The following is a 16,954-nucleotide window of genomic DNA, read 5'->3' on the forward strand; positions in this document are numbered from 1 at the left end:
ACTTAGGAGGGGGACTCCTCGCCCTCTTCGTCATCGGTTTCGGCCAGTACGGGAGAGGCGTGGTGCGACCAGAGCTTCCAGCCGTCGGCCGTGCGGCGGAACACATTGGTGGCGACGACGAGCTGCCCGACGAGCGGGCCGAGTTCACCGCCGCCCTCGGGGGGCGGGCCGCCGCTGAGGATGTTCTCCGTGCAGGTCACCAGGGCGGTGTCGCCGGCCACCCCGACGTGCACGTCGGTCAGGAAGAACTGGATGTACTCGGTGTTCGCCATGATCAGCGCGTACGACCTGAGGACCTCGCCGCGGCCCGTGAGGACCGGCCAGCCCGGGTGGACGCAGGAGATCTTGGCTTCGTCGCCGTCTTCCGCGGCGTCCTCGTCGTCCCGGGCGTCGGGGTCGGGTTCCGTCTCCGGGGCCGCGTCCGCGTCCAGCCAGAGGTCGGAGAGCTCGTCGAAGTCGCCCCGCTCCAGTGCTTCGTAGAAGGCCGTGTTGGCCTGCTCGACCTGTTCGACGTCGGTCCGGGCCCCGGTCACCGAGGACCGCCCGCCGCGCTGGTCACGGCGTGTGCGACGCGGACGGCGTCGGCGGTGGCCCGCACCTCGTGCACGCGGACCGCCCACGCGCCCTGGTGTGCGGCGATGGCGGAGACCGCGGCGGTGGCCGCGTCCCGCTCGCGGGCGGGCGGCGGCGCACCCTGCGGGCCGGCGAGGACGCGGCCGAGGAAGCGCTTGCGGGAGGCGGCGACCAGGATCGGGTGGCCGATCTCACGCAGGCGGTCGACGCGGGCCAGGAGCGCGAGGTCGTGCTCGGCGTCCTTGGAGAAGCCGAGACCGGGGTCGATGACGATGCGCTCGGGGGCGATGCCGCCGTCGATGGCGGCCTGCACGCGCGCGTGGAGCTCGTCGACGACTTCGGAGACCACGTCTTCGTAGACGGGCTTGGCGTGGATGTCGGTGAGGAAGCCGCGCCAGTGCATCACCACGAAGGGCGCCCCGGCGGCGGCGACCGCGGGGACCATGCGCTCGTCGGCGAGGCCGCCGCTGACGTCGTTCACCAGGACGGCGCCCGCGGAGAGCGCCTGCTCGGCGACGGTGGCGCGCATGGTGTCCACGGACACCGTCACGCCCTCGGCGGCGAGGCCCCGCACGACGGGGACCACGCGCCGCAGCTCCTCGTCCTCGTCCACGCGCGGGGCGCCGGGACGGGTCGACTCGCCGCCCACGTCGACCAGGTCGGCGCCCTGGGCGACCAGGTCGATGCCGTGCTTGACGGCGGCCGTGGTGTCGAACCAGCGGCCCCCGTCGGAGAAGGAGTCCGGGGTCACGTTCACGACCCCCATGACCGCGCAGCGGCCCCACTCCGGCAGCCCCTCGACCGATCCCCGCCCGCGCAACGTACTCATGCCTCCAGCCTAGGCCCGAGCGGGCGGGGACTACGCCGCCCGGACCTCACGCTCTGTGGTCCGGTGCGGGCAGGGACGGCGCTGAGCGCCCGCCCGGCGCAGGAAGCGGGGCATCGTGAGGGTCACGAAGCCCTCGGCCTGCATGGCGGCGAAGCCGATGCGGGGGAGGTCCTTGGAGGAGCGGTAGACGACGAAGCGGGGCTCCCAGCGGGGGCGGAACTTCGCGTTGAACTTGTACAGGGACTCGATCTGGAACCAGCGCGAGAGGAAGACGAGCAGGCCGCGCCAGGCACGGAGCACCGGCCCCGCGCCGATCTTCTCGCCACGGGCGAGGGCCGCGCGGAACATCGCGAAGTTGAGGGACACGCGCGCGATGCCGAGCTTCGGGGCCGCCTGCAGGGCGGCCACGATGAGCAGCTCGTTCATGCCGGGGTCGGCGGAGCGGTCGCGGCGCATGAGGTCCAGGGAGACGCCGTCCTTGCCCCAGGGGACGAAGTGGAGGACGGCCTTGAGGTCTCCGTAGTCGCCCGGTTCGTCGTCCGCCTTGTGGGCGGTGGCGATCAGGCAGTCGCCGTCGTCCGGGTCACCGATGCGGCCGAGCGCCATGGAGAAGCCGCGTTCGGTGTCGGTGCCGCGCCAGTCGTCGGCGGCGCGCTGTATCCGCTCCAGTTCGCGCTCCCCGAGGTCACGCACGCGCCGTACGCGGGTCTCGTAGCCATTGCGCTCGATGCGCTTGACCATCTGGCGTACGTTGCGCATCGCACGCCCGGACAGGGAGAAATCCACGACGTCCACCACCGCCTCGTCGCCCAGTTCGAGGGCGTCGAGGCCGGTCTCGCGGGTCCAGACCTCGCCGCCGGTCTCGGAGCAGCCCATGACGGCGGGCGTCCAGGAGTGGGCCTTCGCCTCGTCCATGAAGCGCTCGATGGCGCCGGGCCAGGCCTCCACGTCGCCGATCGGGTCGCCGCTGGCAAGCATCACCCCGGAGACCACGCGGTAGGTGACCGCCGCCTTGCCGCTGGGGGAGAAGACGGCGCCCTTGTCGCGGCGGAGCGCGAAGTGGCCGAGCGAGTCGCGGGCGCCGTGTTTGTCGAGCAGGGCGCGCAGCTTCGCCTCGTCGTCCTCGGTGAGGCGTGCTGCGGGGTGCTCGGGGCGAAAGGCCAGGTAGATGGTGGTGAGGGCGGTGAGCATGCCGAGCGCGCCGAGCGAGTAGCCGACCGTCCAGGACGTGGTCCCGTAGTAGTCGACCGGCCCTTCGAAGCCGAACAGGCCGTACAGGACGTGGGTGAGGCGTTCCGTGATGCTCGGGTCCCCGATGACCTTGCCCGGGTGCGCACTGACGATGACCAGGCCGAGGGCGATGGAACCGGCCCCGAGGAGCACGAAGTTGGCGAGCGCCCGCCAGCGGCTGCGCGGATCGGGCAGCGCGGCGAACTCACCCCGGTGGCGAAGCAGCAGCGCCAGGAGGGCGAGCGAGATCAGTACGCCGATGACGGAGTGCCGGTAGGTGAACTGCGCGACGGCACCGGCCGGGAGCAGTACCGCGGCGGCCCGCCAGGCCCGCCGCTTGTGGCGGCGCAGGCCGTGCGCGAGCAGCAGCAACAGGACGCCGGAGCTGAGCGCGAGGGCGGCGGCGAAGGGGCCGAGCGCGCCGGGCAGGACCTCGGCGAGCGCGTGCATCCGGCTGTGCCGGAAGCGCGGGAAGACACCGGCGGCCACGTTCAGGAGGCCGACGAGGGCGCAGGCGCGGGCGACGAGGGCCGGTACGGCTTCGGGGCGCGGCCCGCGGAGCAGCCGGCTGAATCCGCTGCGGATGCCGTCACGGGGCCCGTCGGTACGGCGCCGTCCCTGGGGGCTGCTGCCCTCACCGTCCGGAACCGCACCTGACAATTCCGCATCTATCCTGACAGACATCGCATCCCGTGGTTCTGCGAGAGAGCTTGATTCCGGCACCAAAACGGCATCCGGCGACATTGCGCCCTCTAGGACGGTCCTTCTGGGGCTCGGGTTCACTCCCGACCGGAAAACCGCTGGAAAAGAACGACGGAACAGGCAGAAAGCGCAGGCGGAACACCCCATGGGTCTGACGAGCAACAAGGTCCTCGCGTTGGCGGTGCTCCTCGCCGTCGTGCTGTTCATCGGCACGGTGTGGTTCTGGCCGCGCCTCGCCCGCCAGTCCTGGCGGGCCGTCACCGGCCGTGTCGGGCTGCTCATCGCCACTCAGTTGGCGGTCTTCTCCTCGGTCGGTCTCGCCGCCAACCAGGCGTTCGGCTTCTACGCCACCTGGGCGGACCTCTTCGGCCAGGAGACGAGCCCCGGTGTCGTCGTCGACCACGATCCCGCCACGGGCGGGACACCGGTGGACGTACGCGGCACCCGGCCGGTGAACGTGCCCGGCGGTGGCAGCCCGTCGACCGGCGGTCAGATCCAGAAGGTGGTCGTCAGCGGGAAGGAGGCGGACATAGCAAGCCCCGCCTACGTCTACCTGCCGCCCGAGTACTTCCAGCCGCGGTACAAGAAGCGCACGTTCCCCGTGTCCGTGGTGCTCACCGGCTACCCCGGCACCGCCGAGGCGCTCATCAAGGGCCTGCACTACCCGCAGACCGCCCACGGCCTCGCCAGGCGGGACAGGATGCAGCCGATGATCCTGGTCATGATGCGGCCCACCGTGGCGCCGCCGCGGGACACCGAGTGCGTGGACATCCCCGGGGGCCCGCAGGCCGAGACGTTCTTCGCCAAGGACCTGCCCGGTGCGATCTCCGAGCACTACAGGGTGGGCAGGAACGCGAGCAGTTGGGGTGTCATCGGTGACTCCACGGGTGGCTACTGCGCCCTGAAGCTCGCCATGCACCACCCCGACGTGTACGCCGCGGGGGCGGGCCTCTCCGCGTACTACAAGGCGCCCATCGACGTCACCACGGGCGATCTCTTCCACGGCGACAAGGAGTTGGAGGAGCGCGCCGACCTGATGTGGTACCTCGACCACATGCCCGCGCCCAAGACGTCCCTCCTTGTCACCACCAGCAAACAAGGAGAGGACAACTTCGCGGACACCGAGAAGTTCATCGGCAAGGTGAAGTCGCCCACCAGGGTCTCGTCGATCACCCTCGAAAGCGGCGGGCACAACTTCAACACGTGGCGCAGGGAGATCCCCGCGACGCTGGAGTGGATCAGCGGGCGTCTTGACGGGAAGTAGCGCCTCAGAGCTTGCTGATGGCCGTGACGGTCTCCAACTCGACCTCCCCGCGCGCGATGTCACGCGCGTCCGCCGCCGTCGACCTGCGCAGCGCCTCGTGCAGCCGGGCCGGGGTGAGGACGCCGAGGAAGCGGCCCTCGCTGTCCTTGTCGATGACCGCGATCCAGCCCGCGTCGTGCTGGAGCATCGTCGCGAACGCCTGCTTCAGGGTGGCGCCCACCGGGAGCCACGCCTCCATGCGGCGGGCGTGGTCGCGGACCGTTCCCTTGCCGCCGTGCGCGTGCTCGGCGGAGATCCAGCCGTGCAGGTTGTTCTCGCCGTCCAGGACCACGGCCCACTGGGCGTCGAGCCGCGCGGGCAGCGGGTCGTCCAGGTGCAGGACGGGCGGCTGCTCCAGGTCGCCCTCCTCGATGGGCGTCACGGAGAGGCGCTTGAGACCGCGGTCCGCGCCGACGAAGTCAGCCACATAACCGTTGGCAGGTGCGCCCAGGATCGTCGACGGGGTGTCGAACTGCTCGATGCGGCCCTCTCCGTAGACGGCCATCCGGTCACCGAGGCGGACCGCTTCCTCGATGTCGTGCGTGACGAAGAGGACGGTCTTGCGGACGGCCTGCTGGAGGCGGAGGAACTCGTTCTGCAGGTGCTCGCGCACCACGGGGTCGACCGCGCCGAACGGCTCGTCCATCAGGAGAACCGGCGGATCGGCCGCCAGCGCACGGGCCACGCCCACCCGCTGGCGCTGTCCCCCGGAGAGCTGCTCGGGGTAGCGGTCGCCGAAGGTGGCGGGATCGAGGCCGACCAGGTCGAGGAGTTCGGCGGCGCGCTCGCGGGCCCTGCCGCGCTTCACGCCGAGCAGGTGCGGGACGGTCGCGGTGTTCTCCAGGACCGTCTTGTGCGGGAAGAGGCCGACCTGCTGGATGACATAGCCGATACGGCGCCGGAGCTGGACCGGGTCGATGGTGGATATGTCATCACCTTCGACGTATATCCGGCCCTCGGTCGGCTCGATGAGGCGGTTCACCATCTTCATCGTCGTCGTCTTGCCGCAGCCCGACGGGCCGACGAGCGTGACCAGTTCACCCTCGGCGACCTCGAAGGACAGGTCGTCGACGGCCGTGGTGCCGTCCTCGTACCGCTTGGTGACGTGCTCGAACCGGATCATGATTCCCCATTGTTGCGGGCGTTGTGTAAAGCCCATGTTGCGCCAGTGCGACGAGTCTCGGCGATTGTCGGTGCTCCGCGTTAGGGTCGCCAGAGCGCCTCAGGAATCGGTACTCGGGGGGAGTGGGGCGGGATGAGCGAGCAGAACTGTCTGGTGACGAACGACTGGATCTGCGGGGAGTACGTCAGCTCCCGCAGCCAGGAGCTGATCGACGCCACCGTCCAGCACGTGGGCATCACCGCGGCGTCGGTCGCCATCGGCGTCGCCGTCTCGCTGCCGCTCGCGCTGCTCGCCCGGCGCTGGCGCTTCCTGGCGGGTCCCATCCTCGGCGTGACGACCGTGCTCTACACGGTGCCCTCGCTCGCGATGTTCTCGCTCCTGCTGCCGTTCTTCGGGCTCTCGGCCTCGCTGGTCGTCACGGGCCTCGTGCTGTACTCCCTGACGATCCTGGTGCGGAACATCCTGGCGGGGCTCCAGGCCGTGCCGGAGGAGGCACGTGACGCGGCGAAGGGGATGGGGTACGGACCGCTGCGGCTGCTGTGGGAGGTGGAACTGCCGCTCGCGCTGCCCGCGTTGCTGGCCGGTGTCCGCATCACCACGGTCTCGACGGTGGCCCTGACGACGGTAGGGGCGATCGTGGACTACGGAGGCCTCGGATCGCTGATCCTCGACGGCCTCGACACGACGTTCAAGGCGCAGGTGCTCACGGCCTCCGCGCTCTGTGTGGTCCTCGCCGTGGTCGCCGACCTGCTTCTCCTCGCCCTCCAGCGGTGGCTGACGCCATGGACGCGCGTGCACCGCATACGTACGAAGCGCACCGCCCCCGCGGAGCGCACGGCCAAGGTGGCTGAACCTGCATGAACGCGATAACCGGCGCGTACGACTGGCTGACCACGGGCGCCAACTGGCAGGGCGAGAAGGGGGTGTGGCACCGCCTCGCCGAGCACCTCTACTTCAGCGGTGTGTGTCTCGCCGTCGCGTGCCTGATCGCGCTGCCGATCGCCCTGTATCTCGGCCACATCGGCAAGGGCGGCGCCCTCGCGGTGAACATCTCGAACATCGGGCGTGCGGTGCCGACGCTCGCGGTGCTCGTCCTGCTCACGCTGACCCCGCTGGGCGAGCACGGTGACGTGCCGACGCTCATCGCGCTCGTCCTGTTCGCGGTGCCGCCGCTGCTGACCAACGCGTACATCGGGATGCGCGAGGTCGACCGTGCGGTGGTGGAGGCCGCCCGGGGGATGGGCATGAGCGGGCGCCAGCTGTTCGCACGGGTCGAACTGCCCCTCGCGTACCCGCTGATCATGACCGGGGTGCGTTCCGCGGGCGTGCAGGTCGTGGCGACGGCGACGCTGGCAGCGATGGCGGGCGAGGGCGGCCTCGGGCGGATCATCACCGCCGGGTTCAACCTGCAGAACACGCCTCAGGTGGTGGCGGGAGCGCTTCTCGTGGCGCTGCTCGCGCTCTGCGTGGAGTTGGTGCTCGTCGTGGTGGGGAAGGTCTTCAGCCCCATGCGGGGGCGCTCGGGGGTCGCGCAGTGACCTCCGGGCAGTAGTTTCCAGTGTTTCCAAGGGCCAGTGGTCTTAAGCAGCTTTCGAATGGTGGTTCACCGATGAACAGCACAACGCGTCGCGCGCGACGGATGGCAGGGGCGGCCGCGGCCGTCGTGGCGCTGACCGCGGGGCTCACCGCGTGCGGCGGGGACAGCCTGGAGAAGGACGGCAAGGGCGACGGGGACAAGGCGGGCGGCAAGGGCAAGATCGTCGTCGGCTCCGCCCGTTTCACCGAGCAGAAGGTGCTCGCCGAGCTCTATGCGGGTGTCCTGGAGGACGCCGGATACGACGCCGAGGTCAAGACCGTCCAGAACCGCGAGGTGTACGAGCCCGAGCTCAAGAAGGGCTCGATCGACGTCGCTCCCGAATACGCGGCGACGCTCGCGGAGTTCCTCAACCTCGGCAAGAACGGCCCGAAGGCGAAGCCGGTCGCCTCGAATGACGTGGACGACACGGTGGCCGCGCTGAAGAAGCTCGCCGAACCACGTGGCCTGAAGGTGCTTGCCGTCGGTGAGGCGGTCGACCAGAACGCGTTCGCGGTGAGCAAGGAATACGCCAAGGAGCACAAGCTCAAGACGCTTTCGGATCTCGGTAAGTCCGGCGAGAAGGTCAAGATCGCCGCGAGTGACGAATGCGAGTCGCGGCCGTTCTGCGCTCCGGGACTGAAGAAGACGTACGGCATCGATGTCGCGGGAATCGACCCCAAGGGCGTCGGCACCACGCAGTCCAAGCAGGCCGTGAAGAACGGCACGGACCAGGTGGTGCTGACCACGACCACCGACGCGACGCTCGACAGCTTCGGGCTTGTGGCCCTTGAGGACGACAAGAAGCTGCAGAACGCGGACAACATCCTTCCGGTTGTGAACGCGAAGGAAGCGGGCGGCAAGGAGATAGCCGCCGCCCTCGGGAAGCTGACCAAGGCCCTCACGACGGAGGATCTCGCGGAACTCGACCGGAAGGTCGATGTGGAGCGGCAGAAGGAAGCCGATGTCGCCAAGGAGTATCTGGAGTCGAAGGGATTGATCAAGAAGTAACGACGGCCGGAGCGGGCACACTCGAAGTCACTCGGCCGAAACTGGAGTTGAGTGACCGAAGAGGAGCGAGAAGGGTGGGGAGTCGGCACTATGGCGCTGTCATTTTGGCGGGCGGGGCACCAGAGTTCGCCTACGCGCGGTAAGTTTCTGGCCATGCCACGTGGACGTCACCGCCATTCCCCACCCCTGCACAGGCTGCTGCCTCCCTCGACGGTCGCAGGTCTCTCCCTTGTCTGCGCCGGCGGCGCCTGGCTGTTCGCGGAACCCGTCGTGCTCCGCGGTCTGGCCGCGGCCGCGGCTGCCGCCGCCGTCGTGGGCTCGGTCGTCATGCGCCGCTGGGACCTGGCGGCCGGCCGACAGGTCGCCGAGCTGGGCCGCGGCCGCAAGAGCGACGAGTGGCGCTACGAGGAACGCATAGCCGAGTGCGAGTCCGACCTGGACGAGTCCCGGGAGATCCGGGGCCGTCTGGAGACGAAGCTGCGGTCCAAGCGGGCCGAGCTCGCCGCCCTGCGCAACGAACACGCGGCGCTCCTGCGGCGGTACGCGACGGCGGAGACCGAGCGGGCGAGCGCGCTCGAGGGCCGGCGGCTGCTCGCCATCGAGGCGTCGGCCCCGGCCCGCGCCCTGCCGCCCGCCCCCGTGCGCGAGCAGGCCCCGGCCCGTACGGAGGCGCCGGCTCCCGTCGTGCGTCCGGGGTCGATCGCGCCCCCGTCGCTGTACGACCGGGCGAACATGGCGCTCGACCGGCTGACTCCGAAGCCTTCCCCCGAGGACGGGGCTTCCCGGCAGCGCGCGGACGGAGACGAAGCGCGGGGGAAGTCCGGGGCGGCCGAGGGGTACGGCGGGCATGAGCGCGCGGTCGCCGTCGCGCCGCCCGCGCAGAGGCGACGCCAGGGCGCCCAGGGAGGCTTCGACTTCTTCGGCACGAAGAGCGAGGCGAGTGCCGGGGCGCTGGAGTCCGTACAGAACGTGGACCTCGCGGACGTGGTGGGCGAGGAGGCACTCGCCGTGCACAAGGCGGAGTCCGAGGCGGAGTTCAAGGCTCCCGCCGAGGGCGCGGACCGTGCCGTGGGTCAGGTCATCGACCTGACGGAGCATGACGAGACCGAGCAGATCGACGTGGCGGAGCTGCGGACGGCGCTGCGGGCGTAGGCGGGCCCCTGGGCCTTGTGCGCCGTCATCACCGGCTCCGCCGGGTTCGTCCTCGAACACCGCACGGGCTGGGTTCGCGACCCCGTCACGCCATCCACCGGTCGGGTCGCGCGGTCCTGCGCCCGGTACGTGAACGGTCGGCCTGCGACTGAAGCAGAGCAGCCGCCTCCCCGGCGGGACGCAAGCGAGCCGTCACCGTCTTGTTCGCCCCGGTGTCGACCTGGACGTCCGCCACCCCCTTGAAGCGCTCCCAGGGCCCCTGCGTGAGCCGCACGCTCTGCACCTTCGCGTGCGGGACCAGCGACAGGCGGCGGCGCAGCAGGCCGTGCCGCGCCGCGAACACCGTGTCCGTCACCGTCAGGCCGTACCCCTTCCACCACACCGGAAGGCACCACGCGGCCCGCGCGGGAGGGCGCACCAGTTCGGCCGCGGCCGGTACCCGCACACCCGGCAGGACCCGCGCGATCACGTCCTCCGCGACCTCCCGCGGCGCTACGGGGAGCAGGACGCCGTTCGACGAGCCCGCGACGTCCAGTTCCACCCGCACCCAGCCGCGCCGCCGCCACAGCCACGGCTCGACGACGCGCACGGTCTGCACCCGGCCAGGAGGCACCGTCTCGTGCGCCTTGTCGAGCAGCCCGTGGTCGATGCGCAGGCCGTCGGGGGACTCGCCCACCTTCCAGTCGTACTCCGCGATGAAGCGCCCCACGCTGCTGGCGAACGCGCCGCCCAGCATGGGCAGTCCGGTCGCGAGCACCGTCCACAGGTTGTGGGTGGCGAACCACAGGAAGGGCGGCACGATGAGCGTGGCGACGAGCATGCCCCACGTCGTGCCCGTCAGGAGCAGGGAGATCGCGAGCATGCGCGGCTGTACGTGCACCAGGTTGTTGACCGGCGCCTCACCGACCTCGCCGGCCGCCTCGGGGGCGAAACCGGCCGCACGCGCGAGGAGTTCGGCCCGCAGGACGGATGCCTCCTCCTGGCCCAGGTAGGCCAGTTCGTCCTTCTTCTCCGTCCCGACGACGTCCAGTTTGAGCTTGGCGACGCCCACGATGCGGGCCGCGAGCGGCTGCGTCACGTCCACCGCCTGGAGGCGGTCGAGCCGGATGTGGGCGGTGCGCCGGAAGATCAGTCCTGTGCGGATGCGCAGTTCGGTGTCGGTGACGGAGAAGTGCGTGAACCACCAGCTCATGAAGCCGTACAGGGCGCCGCCCACGAGGACGACGGCGATCCCGGCGAGCAGGTGGGTCACGGCCAGCTCGGAGAGTCGCCGCTGCGTGCCGTTCGGGTCGTGCACCGCGAAGCCCACGAGGACCGCGACCGGCGCCCAGGCCCGGCGCAGGGGCGTGACGGGGTGCAGACGCCGCTCTCGCGCGGTCTCGGTGCCGGGGGCGTGTTCTTCCCCCGCCACCTCCCGTACGCCGCTCACAGCCCCGCCGAGCGGGCCTCGCCCAGCTCGGTCAGCCGGTCGCGCAACCGCTCGGCCTCCTCGGGGATGAGGCCGGGAATTCGGGCGTCCGTGGCGGCCGCCGCCGTGTGCAGCTGCACGCTCGCCAGGCCGAAGTGCCGCTCCACGGGCCCCGATGTCACCTCGACCAGCTGCATCCGGCCGTACGGGACGACGGTTTCCTCGCGCCAGAGCACGCCCCGGCTGATCAGCAGGTCGTCCACCCGCTCCGCGTACCGCCAGGAGCGCCAGTTGCGCCCCAGCATCGGCCAGCCCCACGCCACGAAGGCCAGCGGGACGGCCGCGAAAGGGGACCACGCGGGCCCGGCGAAGAGCCACAGGAGCACGCCGACCGCCGCCGCGAGCGGCACGAGCCACACCACGAGCAGCAGCCGCCGCATCCGCAGCAGCCCCCGCGGCAGCCCGGTCCACACCGGCTCCGCGTCCGGTTCTCCTGGCTGCGCGGGCCGCGCCGGTCCCGCCGTCCCCGTTTCCATGCCTCAAGCGTACGTAGCCGATGTGACAGTCGCGTAGGAGCGCGCGTACGAGAGAATGCGCGCATGAGCCCCACGACGGAGACCACCCTCGGCATCGGCGGCGCCGCGGAGAGCACCGACATGGTGCTCAACATCGGCCCGCAGCACCCCTCCACGCACGGTGTGCTGCGGCTGCGCCTCGTCCTCGACGGCGAGCGGATCGAGCAGGCGGAGCCGGTGATCGGCTATATGCACCGCGGCGCGGAGAAGCTCTTCGAGGCGCGCGACTACCGGCAGATCGTGGTGCTCGCCAACCGGCACGACTGGCTGTCCGCGTTCTCGAACGAACTCGGGGTGGTCCTGGCCGTGGAGCGGATGCTCGGCATGGAGGTGCCCGAGCGCGCCGTCTGGATGCGCACGCTCCTCGCCGAGCTGAACCGCGTGCTCAACCACCTGATGTTCCTCGGCTCGTATCCGCTCGAACTGGGCGGAATCACCCCGGTGTTCCACGCTTTCCGGGAGCGCGAGGAGCTCCAGAACGTGATGGAGGAGATCTCCGGCGGCCGTATGCACTACATGTTCAACCGCGTGGGCGGCCTCAAGGAAGACCTCCCCGCGGGCTGGTCCACGCGCGCGCGTGCGGCCGTCGCCTCGGTCCGCTCCCGCATGGACGTGTACGACAAGCTGGTGCTCGGCAACGAGATCTTCCGGGGCCGTACGCGCGGCGTCGGCGTGCTGTCCCCTCAGGCGGTGCACGCCTACGGAGTGAGCGGCCCCATCGCCCGCGCCTCCGGAGTCGACTTCGACCTGCGCCGCGACGAGCCGTACCTCGCGTACGGCCAGCTGCAGGACACCCTGAAGGTCGTCACGCGTCAGGAGGGCGACTGCCTGGCCCGCTTCGAGTGCCTCCTGGAGCAGACCCACAACGCGCTCGACCTCGCCGACGCCTGCCTGGAGCGGCTCGCCGAGCTGCCGCAGGGGCCGGTCAACCAGCGCCTCCCGAAGGTGCTCAAGGCCCCCGAGGGCCACACGTACGCGTGGACCGAGAACCCCCTGGGCATCAACGGCTACTACCTGGTCTCCAAGGGCGAGAAGACCCCGTACCGCCTGAAGCTCCGCTCGGCGTCGTACAACAACATCCAGGCCCTCGCCGAACTGCTTCCGGGGCAGCTGGTCGCCGACATGGTGGCGATCCTGGGGTCGCTGTTCTTCGTGGTCGGCGACATCGACAAGTAGTCGGCGGCACCGACAGGCAGGGCCCGTTCAAGCCTCCAGCGGGTCCGCGATTCCCACCGGCTGGACCAGCCACCCGAAGTCGCCGAGCCCGCCGTCGGCAGTCAGTTCGGCCGCCTCTCCCGCGCGCGTGAGGGCGTGTACGTACGCCTTCGGATCGCTGGAGGCCAGGGAGAGCGGCGGGCGGCCACCGCTGACGCCCAGGGCGTGCAGGGCCGCGCGCTGGGTGAGCAGCCGGGCTCCGGGCAGCGCGCACGCGTCGAGTGCCACATGGGCCGTGATGTCGCACGTGCCGTCGGGCACCGGTGCTGTCTCGCGGCCCGCGCGGAAGCCGGCCAGCGTGCCGAAGGGCGGCCGTCCGGCGCGGTCGTGCGCGTAGTCCACCGCGACCGCGAGGCCGCGCGTGAGCGTCGCCGCGGCCCTCGCCCACGCCTCGTCCCTGGGGCGCCCGGTCTCCGCGCGCAGGCCGGGCTCCGGAGCCAGCGGCCACCAGCGCGCCAGCCAGGAGGCGTCGTCGCCCTCCACCGGGCCGCCGAGGGACTCGCCGCCGTCGTCGCCGACGAGCACATGCCGGGCCACGCCTTCGGAGTCCACCTCGACGACGTCCAGGGGGACGTTGTCGAGCCATTCGTTGGCGAAGAGCAGGCCGGTGACGCCGGTGGGCGGCAGGTCGCGCCACTCGATGCGCCGGTCGAGTCCCTCCGGGCGCCCGGCCCGCTCGACCGCGCAGGCACGCACGCGTGCCGCCACGTCGGCGGGCAGCGCGGTGAGGACGGCTGCGGTCAACTCGCCACGGCCCGCCCCAAGATCGACGAAGGCCAACTCGTCCGGGTGGTCGAGCGCCTCGTCCACGCGGCACAGCAGCCGGGCCACGGCGCCCGCGAAGAGCGGCGATGCGTGCACCGACGTCCGGAAGTGTCCCGCGGGTCCTTCGGGGCGCAGATAGAAGCCGTCAGGCCCGTAGAGAGCGGCCTCCATGGCCTCCCGCCAGCCACGCCGCGCGTCATTCCGCTCACCTGGGACCTCGTTCGTCACGCGAGAAGGCTAAGCGGGCCTCCACCTTGGGGAGTACACGCGAGCGATACGGATCGGACCTCCGGTTGACCCCGGAGGGCCGTCCCGCTGCCTACGCTGGGTTACGTGCAGCGCGTCTATGACTTCCTCCGCAGACACCCGACCGGGGTCGATGGCTTCTGGGCCCTCGTCCTGTTCGGGATCTCCGGCATCGGTCTCGTCTCCATGGCCGCGGCGGAAGGCCGGGAGCCCGTCTCGTCCGTCGTCGTCATCCTCGGCATGTCCGTCGTGGTGGCGCTGCGCCGCAAGTACGTCGAGAAGATGCTGGTCCTCGCCGCCGTGCTCGGCTTGGCCCAGCTGATCTTCGACATCCAGACGATGCCGGCCGACTTCGCGATGCTGGTGATCATCTACACGGCCTCGGCCGAGGGCACGAAGTGGGCCTCGCGGTTCGCCCTCATAGGCGGCCTGTGCGCGGCACCGCTGTCGTCGCTGCGCTGGCCGGAGGAGAGCATAGGAACCTTCAGCAGCATCCTCTTCACGGTCTTCCAGATGGTGCCCTTCGCCCTCGCCTGGGTGCTCGGCGACTCCATCCGCACCCGCCGCGCCTACTTCGCGCAGTTGGAGGAGCGCGCCGACCGCCTGGAGAAGGAGCGGGCCGCGCAGTCCAAGGTCGCGGTGGCGGCCGAGCGGGCCCGGATCGCGCGCGAGCTGCACGACGTCGTCGCGCACAACGTCTCGGTGATGGTCGTCCAGGCCGACGGCGCCGCGTACGTACTCGACGCGGCCCCCGAGCAGGCCAAGCAGGCCCTGGAGACCATCTCGAACACCGGGCGGCAGGCGCTCGCCGAGATGCGCAGGCTGCTCGGCGTGCTGCGCACCGGCGAACACCAGGAGAGCGGTGAGTACGTCCCGCAGCCCGACGTCGAGCAGCTCGACGAGCTCATCGAGCAGGTGCGCACGGCCGGCCTCCCGGTCGACTTCAAGGTCGAGGGGACCCCGCGTCCGCTGCCCAGCGGCGTCGAGCTCACGGCGTACCGCATCGTGCAGGAGGCGCTCACCAACACCCGCAAGCACGGCGGCGAGAACACCGGCGCGAGCGTGCGCCTCGTCTACTTCGACGACGGCCTGGGGCTGCTCGTCGAGGACGACGGCAAGGGCGCGCCCCACGAGCTGTACGAGGACGGCGGCGCCGACGGCAGCGGGCACGGTCTGATCGGCATGCGGGAGCGCGTCGGCATGGTCGGCGGCACGCTGGACGCGGGACCGCGGCCCGGCGGCGGCTTCCGCATCAGTGCGCTCCTGCCGCTCAAGCCCGCAAACTGACACCTGTCACCGAAACGAAAGGGCCTTTGATGTCGATCCGCGTCATGCTCGTCGACGACCAGGCGCTGCTGCGCACGGGGTTCCGGATGGTGCTCGCCGCACAGCCGGACATGGAGGTCGTCGCCGAGGCGGGCGACGGAGTCGAGGCCCTCCAGGCGCTGCGCACGACCGAGGTCGACGTCGTGCTCATGGACGTACGCATGCCGAAACTGGACGGCGTGGAGACGACCCGGCGCATCTGCCAGGACGAGAACCCTCCGAAGGTGCTGATCCTCACGACCTTCGACCTCGACGAGTACGCCTTCTCGGGGCTGAAGGCGGGCGCGTCCGGTTTCATGCTGAAGGACGTGCCTCCGGGCGAGCTGCTCGCCGCGATCCGCTCCGTGCACAGCGGTGACGCGGTGGTCGCGCCGTCCACGACGCGGCGCCTTCTCGACCGCTTCGCGCCGATGCTGCCGAACGCGGGCGGGCAGCCGCAGCACAAGGAGCTGGAGCGGCTCACCGACCGCGAGCGCGAGGTCATGATCCTGGTCGCCCAGGGACTTTCGAACGGGGAGATCGCGGCACGGCTCGTCCTCTCCGAGGCCACGGTCAAGACCCATGTGGGCCGCATCCTGACCAAGCTCGGCCTGCGGGACCGGGTGCAGGTCGTGGTCCTCGCGTACGAGACGGGCCTGGTGCGGGCGGGCGGCGGGGCGGCCTGACGCGGCTCTGCGCGGTTCTACGCGGCTCTACAGGGAGGGCGGGTCAGCGCAGGATGCCCTCCAGGAAGTCGCTGCCCAGGCGGGCCACCACGGTGACGTCCAGCTGGTGCAGCACATACCTTCCGCGCCGGGTCGTGGTGATCAGTCCCGCCTTCTTCAGGAGCGCGAGGTGCCGGGAGACCTCCGGTGACGTCAGTCCCGTCGCGTGGGCCAGCTCGCCGGTGCTGTAGGGCGCGCGGGCCAGGTTGCGGCACAGCCGCAGGCGCACGGGGTGCGCGAGGGCCGTGAGCCGCCGCTCCAGCGTCTCCACCGAGGTGGGCTCGGCCAGGTCCGGGGTGGACACGGGGTAGTGGATCACCGGGCGCCAGCCCGGGGCGTGCAGGACCATCAGGTGCGGCCACGCGAAGTGCGAGGGCACGAACGTGAGCCCCGCGCCCAGGGTGTGGTCCAGGGCCGTCGTGTCGCCCGGCACCAGCTTGTCCGCGGTGATGCGGCGGCCGTCGGCGTCCACCGAGAGGGCCGCCGACACCGAGGTCAGCACCTCGGCGAGGCCCTTGTGCCGCAGTATCTCCGTCTTGTGCCGCGCGTCGGCGGCCAGTTGGACCCGCACCCGCTGCCAGGTGTCGGCGAAGAACGCCTCGTCGCAGTCCTCCAGGAGGCGGCGCAGCCAGGCCCGGACGGTGTGCGGGTCGGACAGCAGGCGCTCGGCGAAGTCCAGCTGCCTCGTGCCGCGGGTAGCGGCCAGCTCCAGGGACCTGGCGCGCCGGACGGGGTCGCTGAGCGGCGATGGACCGCCCACGTTGTAGGTCGTGCCGCAGGTGAACTCCATGGCCGCCATGACGAAGCGGTCGTCGTCCAGGCGGTCGAGGAGGTCCAGCTCCTCGGTGAGAGTGGCGCCCGGTCTGCCGTCGCCGCCGACGAGCCCGGCGAACGGCATGAAGACGTCCGAGAACGTGTTCCGCCACAGGAAGTCGGCCTCGCACAGCCGGTCGGCGAGGTCCGGTTTGAGGCAGGCGCTGGTCGCCGTCGCCCAGCCGTGCAGCCCCGGGTGGTGGCCCGGTTCGGACAGCGCGTGCAGGGCAACGCCCAGCTCCGCGAGGGGCGATGGGTCGAAGAAGATGCGCTCCTGCGGCAGGCCCGCGATGTCGATGTGCACGCTCATGGACCCATCGTGCACCGTGCCACCGACAACCAGGCGGCCGATTGACGCCCGGCGTCAATCGACGCGACGGCGCCGTGACGGCGGGAGCAGTCTGTG

The 16,954-nt window shown here is 71.1% G+C and carries 16 protein-coding genes; 8 read left to right on the forward strand and 8 right to left on the reverse strand.

The genetic code is table 11. The features are described 5' to 3' along the window. Positions 1–2: 2 nt before the first annotated feature. From ABXJ52_RS20325 to ABXJ52_RS20335, 3 genes are read right to left on the reverse strand one after another with little or no spacing between them, the layout of a single operon-like run. Positions 3–533: a nuclear transport factor 2 family protein gene (locus ABXJ52_RS20325; RefSeq protein ID WP_367044025.1), complete on the reverse strand. Its 531-nt coding sequence runs from the start codon at positions 531–533 to the stop codon at positions 3–5. Further along, entirely contained in the window at positions 530–1,402 is an 873-nt protein-coding gene (gene folP, locus ABXJ52_RS20330) for a dihydropteroate synthase (protein ID WP_367044027.1), read from the reverse strand. The genes ABXJ52_RS20325 and folP overlap by 4 nt, the downstream gene beginning before the upstream one ends. 30 nt (positions 1,403–1,432) lie before the next feature. Next, entirely contained in the window at positions 1,433–3,316 is a 1,884-nt protein-coding gene (locus tag ABXJ52_RS20335) for a phosphatidylglycerol lysyltransferase domain-containing protein (RefSeq protein WP_367044028.1), read from the reverse strand. Between the two features lie 163 nt (positions 3,317–3,479). Between ABXJ52_RS20335 and ABXJ52_RS20340 the strand changes: the two genes are divergently transcribed. Beyond that, a complete protein-coding gene (locus ABXJ52_RS20340; protein ID WP_367044030.1) occupies positions 3,480–4,598 on the forward strand; it encodes an alpha/beta hydrolase-fold protein in 1,119 nt (372 codons plus the stop codon). Positions 4,599–4,602: 4 nt separating this feature from the next. Here the strand turns inward: ABXJ52_RS20340 and ABXJ52_RS20345 are convergent, their stop codons facing one another. Beyond that, on the reverse strand, positions 4,603–5,760 hold the full coding sequence (locus ABXJ52_RS20345) for a betaine/proline/choline family ABC transporter ATP-binding protein (RefSeq protein ID WP_367044031.1): 1,158 nt from the start codon (positions 5,758–5,760) through the stop codon (positions 4,603–4,605). Positions 5,761–5,892: 132 nt separating this feature from the next. Between ABXJ52_RS20345 and ABXJ52_RS20350 the strand changes: the two genes are divergently transcribed. The 4 genes from ABXJ52_RS20350 (at position 5,893) to ABXJ52_RS20365 (ending at position 9,496) form a co-directional block, all read left to right on the forward strand. Then, the gene (locus tag ABXJ52_RS20350) at positions 5,893–6,621 is read left to right on the forward strand and encodes an ABC transporter permease (protein ID WP_367044032.1); all 729 of its coding nucleotides are present in this window, start codon (positions 5,893–5,895) and stop codon (positions 6,619–6,621) included. Next, positions 6,618–7,298 (forward strand): ABC transporter permease, encoded by a 681-nt coding sequence (locus tag ABXJ52_RS20355; RefSeq protein ID WP_367044033.1) that lies wholly within the window; start codon positions 6,618–6,620, stop codon positions 7,296–7,298. Before ABXJ52_RS20350 ends, ABXJ52_RS20355 begins: the two co-directional genes overlap by 4 nt. Positions 7,299–7,369: 71 nt before the next feature. Further along, the gene (locus ABXJ52_RS20360) at positions 7,370–8,344 is read left to right on the forward strand and encodes an ABC transporter substrate-binding protein (protein WP_367044034.1); all 975 of its coding nucleotides are present in this window, start codon (positions 7,370–7,372) and stop codon (positions 8,342–8,344) included. 153 nt (positions 8,345–8,497) lie between these two features. After that, positions 8,498–9,496: a hypothetical protein gene (locus tag ABXJ52_RS20365; protein ID WP_367044035.1), complete on the forward strand. Its 999-nt coding sequence runs from the start codon at positions 8,498–8,500 to the stop codon at positions 9,494–9,496. Between the two features lie 85 nt (positions 9,497–9,581). On the opposite strand, the gene ABXJ52_RS20370 is transcribed toward ABXJ52_RS20365, so the two are convergent. Both ABXJ52_RS20370 and ABXJ52_RS20375 read right to left on the reverse strand, forming a co-directional pair. Next, the gene (locus ABXJ52_RS20370) at positions 9,582–10,925 is read right to left on the reverse strand and encodes a PH domain-containing protein (protein ID WP_367044036.1); all 1,344 of its coding nucleotides are present in this window, start codon (positions 10,923–10,925) and stop codon (positions 9,582–9,584) included. Next, positions 10,922–11,440: a PH domain-containing protein gene (locus tag ABXJ52_RS20375; protein WP_367044037.1), complete on the reverse strand. Its 519-nt coding sequence runs from the start codon at positions 11,438–11,440 to the stop codon at positions 10,922–10,924. Before ABXJ52_RS20375 ends, ABXJ52_RS20370 begins: the two co-directional genes overlap by 4 nt. Positions 11,441–11,503: 63 nt before the next feature. On the opposite strand from ABXJ52_RS20375, the gene ABXJ52_RS20380 reads away from it, so the two are divergent. Beyond that, entirely contained in the window at positions 11,504–12,655 is a 1,152-nt protein-coding gene (locus tag ABXJ52_RS20380) for an NADH-quinone oxidoreductase subunit D (RefSeq protein WP_367044038.1), read from the forward strand. A 27-nt stretch (positions 12,656–12,682) separates the two neighbouring features. On the opposite strand, the gene ABXJ52_RS20385 is transcribed toward ABXJ52_RS20380, so the two are convergent. Continuing rightward, positions 12,683–13,630, reverse strand: a complete 948-nt coding sequence (locus ABXJ52_RS20385) for an SAM-dependent methyltransferase (RefSeq protein ID WP_367049144.1) — start codon at positions 13,628–13,630, stop codon at positions 12,683–12,685. A 162-nt stretch (positions 13,631–13,792) separates the two neighbouring features. Between ABXJ52_RS20385 and ABXJ52_RS20390 the strand changes: the two genes are divergently transcribed. Next, positions 13,793–14,992: a sensor histidine kinase gene (locus tag ABXJ52_RS20390; protein WP_367044039.1), complete on the forward strand. Its 1,200-nt coding sequence runs from the start codon at positions 13,793–13,795 to the stop codon at positions 14,990–14,992. A 29-nt stretch (positions 14,993–15,021) separates the two neighbouring features. Further along, a complete protein-coding gene (locus ABXJ52_RS20395) occupies positions 15,022–15,696 on the forward strand; it encodes a response regulator transcription factor (RefSeq protein ID WP_367044040.1) in 675 nt (224 codons plus the stop codon). Positions 15,697–15,739: 43 nt separating this feature from the next. Here the strand turns inward: ABXJ52_RS20395 and ABXJ52_RS20400 are convergent, their stop codons facing one another. Continuing rightward, positions 15,740–16,852 carry a DUF5937 family protein gene (locus ABXJ52_RS20400; RefSeq protein ID WP_367049145.1) on the reverse strand — a complete coding sequence of 371 codons (1,113 nt, stop codon included), beginning with the start codon at positions 16,850–16,852 and terminating at the stop codon, positions 15,740–15,742. Between the last annotated feature and the right edge of the window lie 102 nt (positions 16,853–16,954).

Origin of the sequence: Streptomyces sp. Je 1-332 (genome assembly GCF_040730185.1) — a bacterium.
GTDB lineage: Bacteria > Actinomycetota > Actinomycetes > Streptomycetales > Streptomycetaceae > Streptomyces.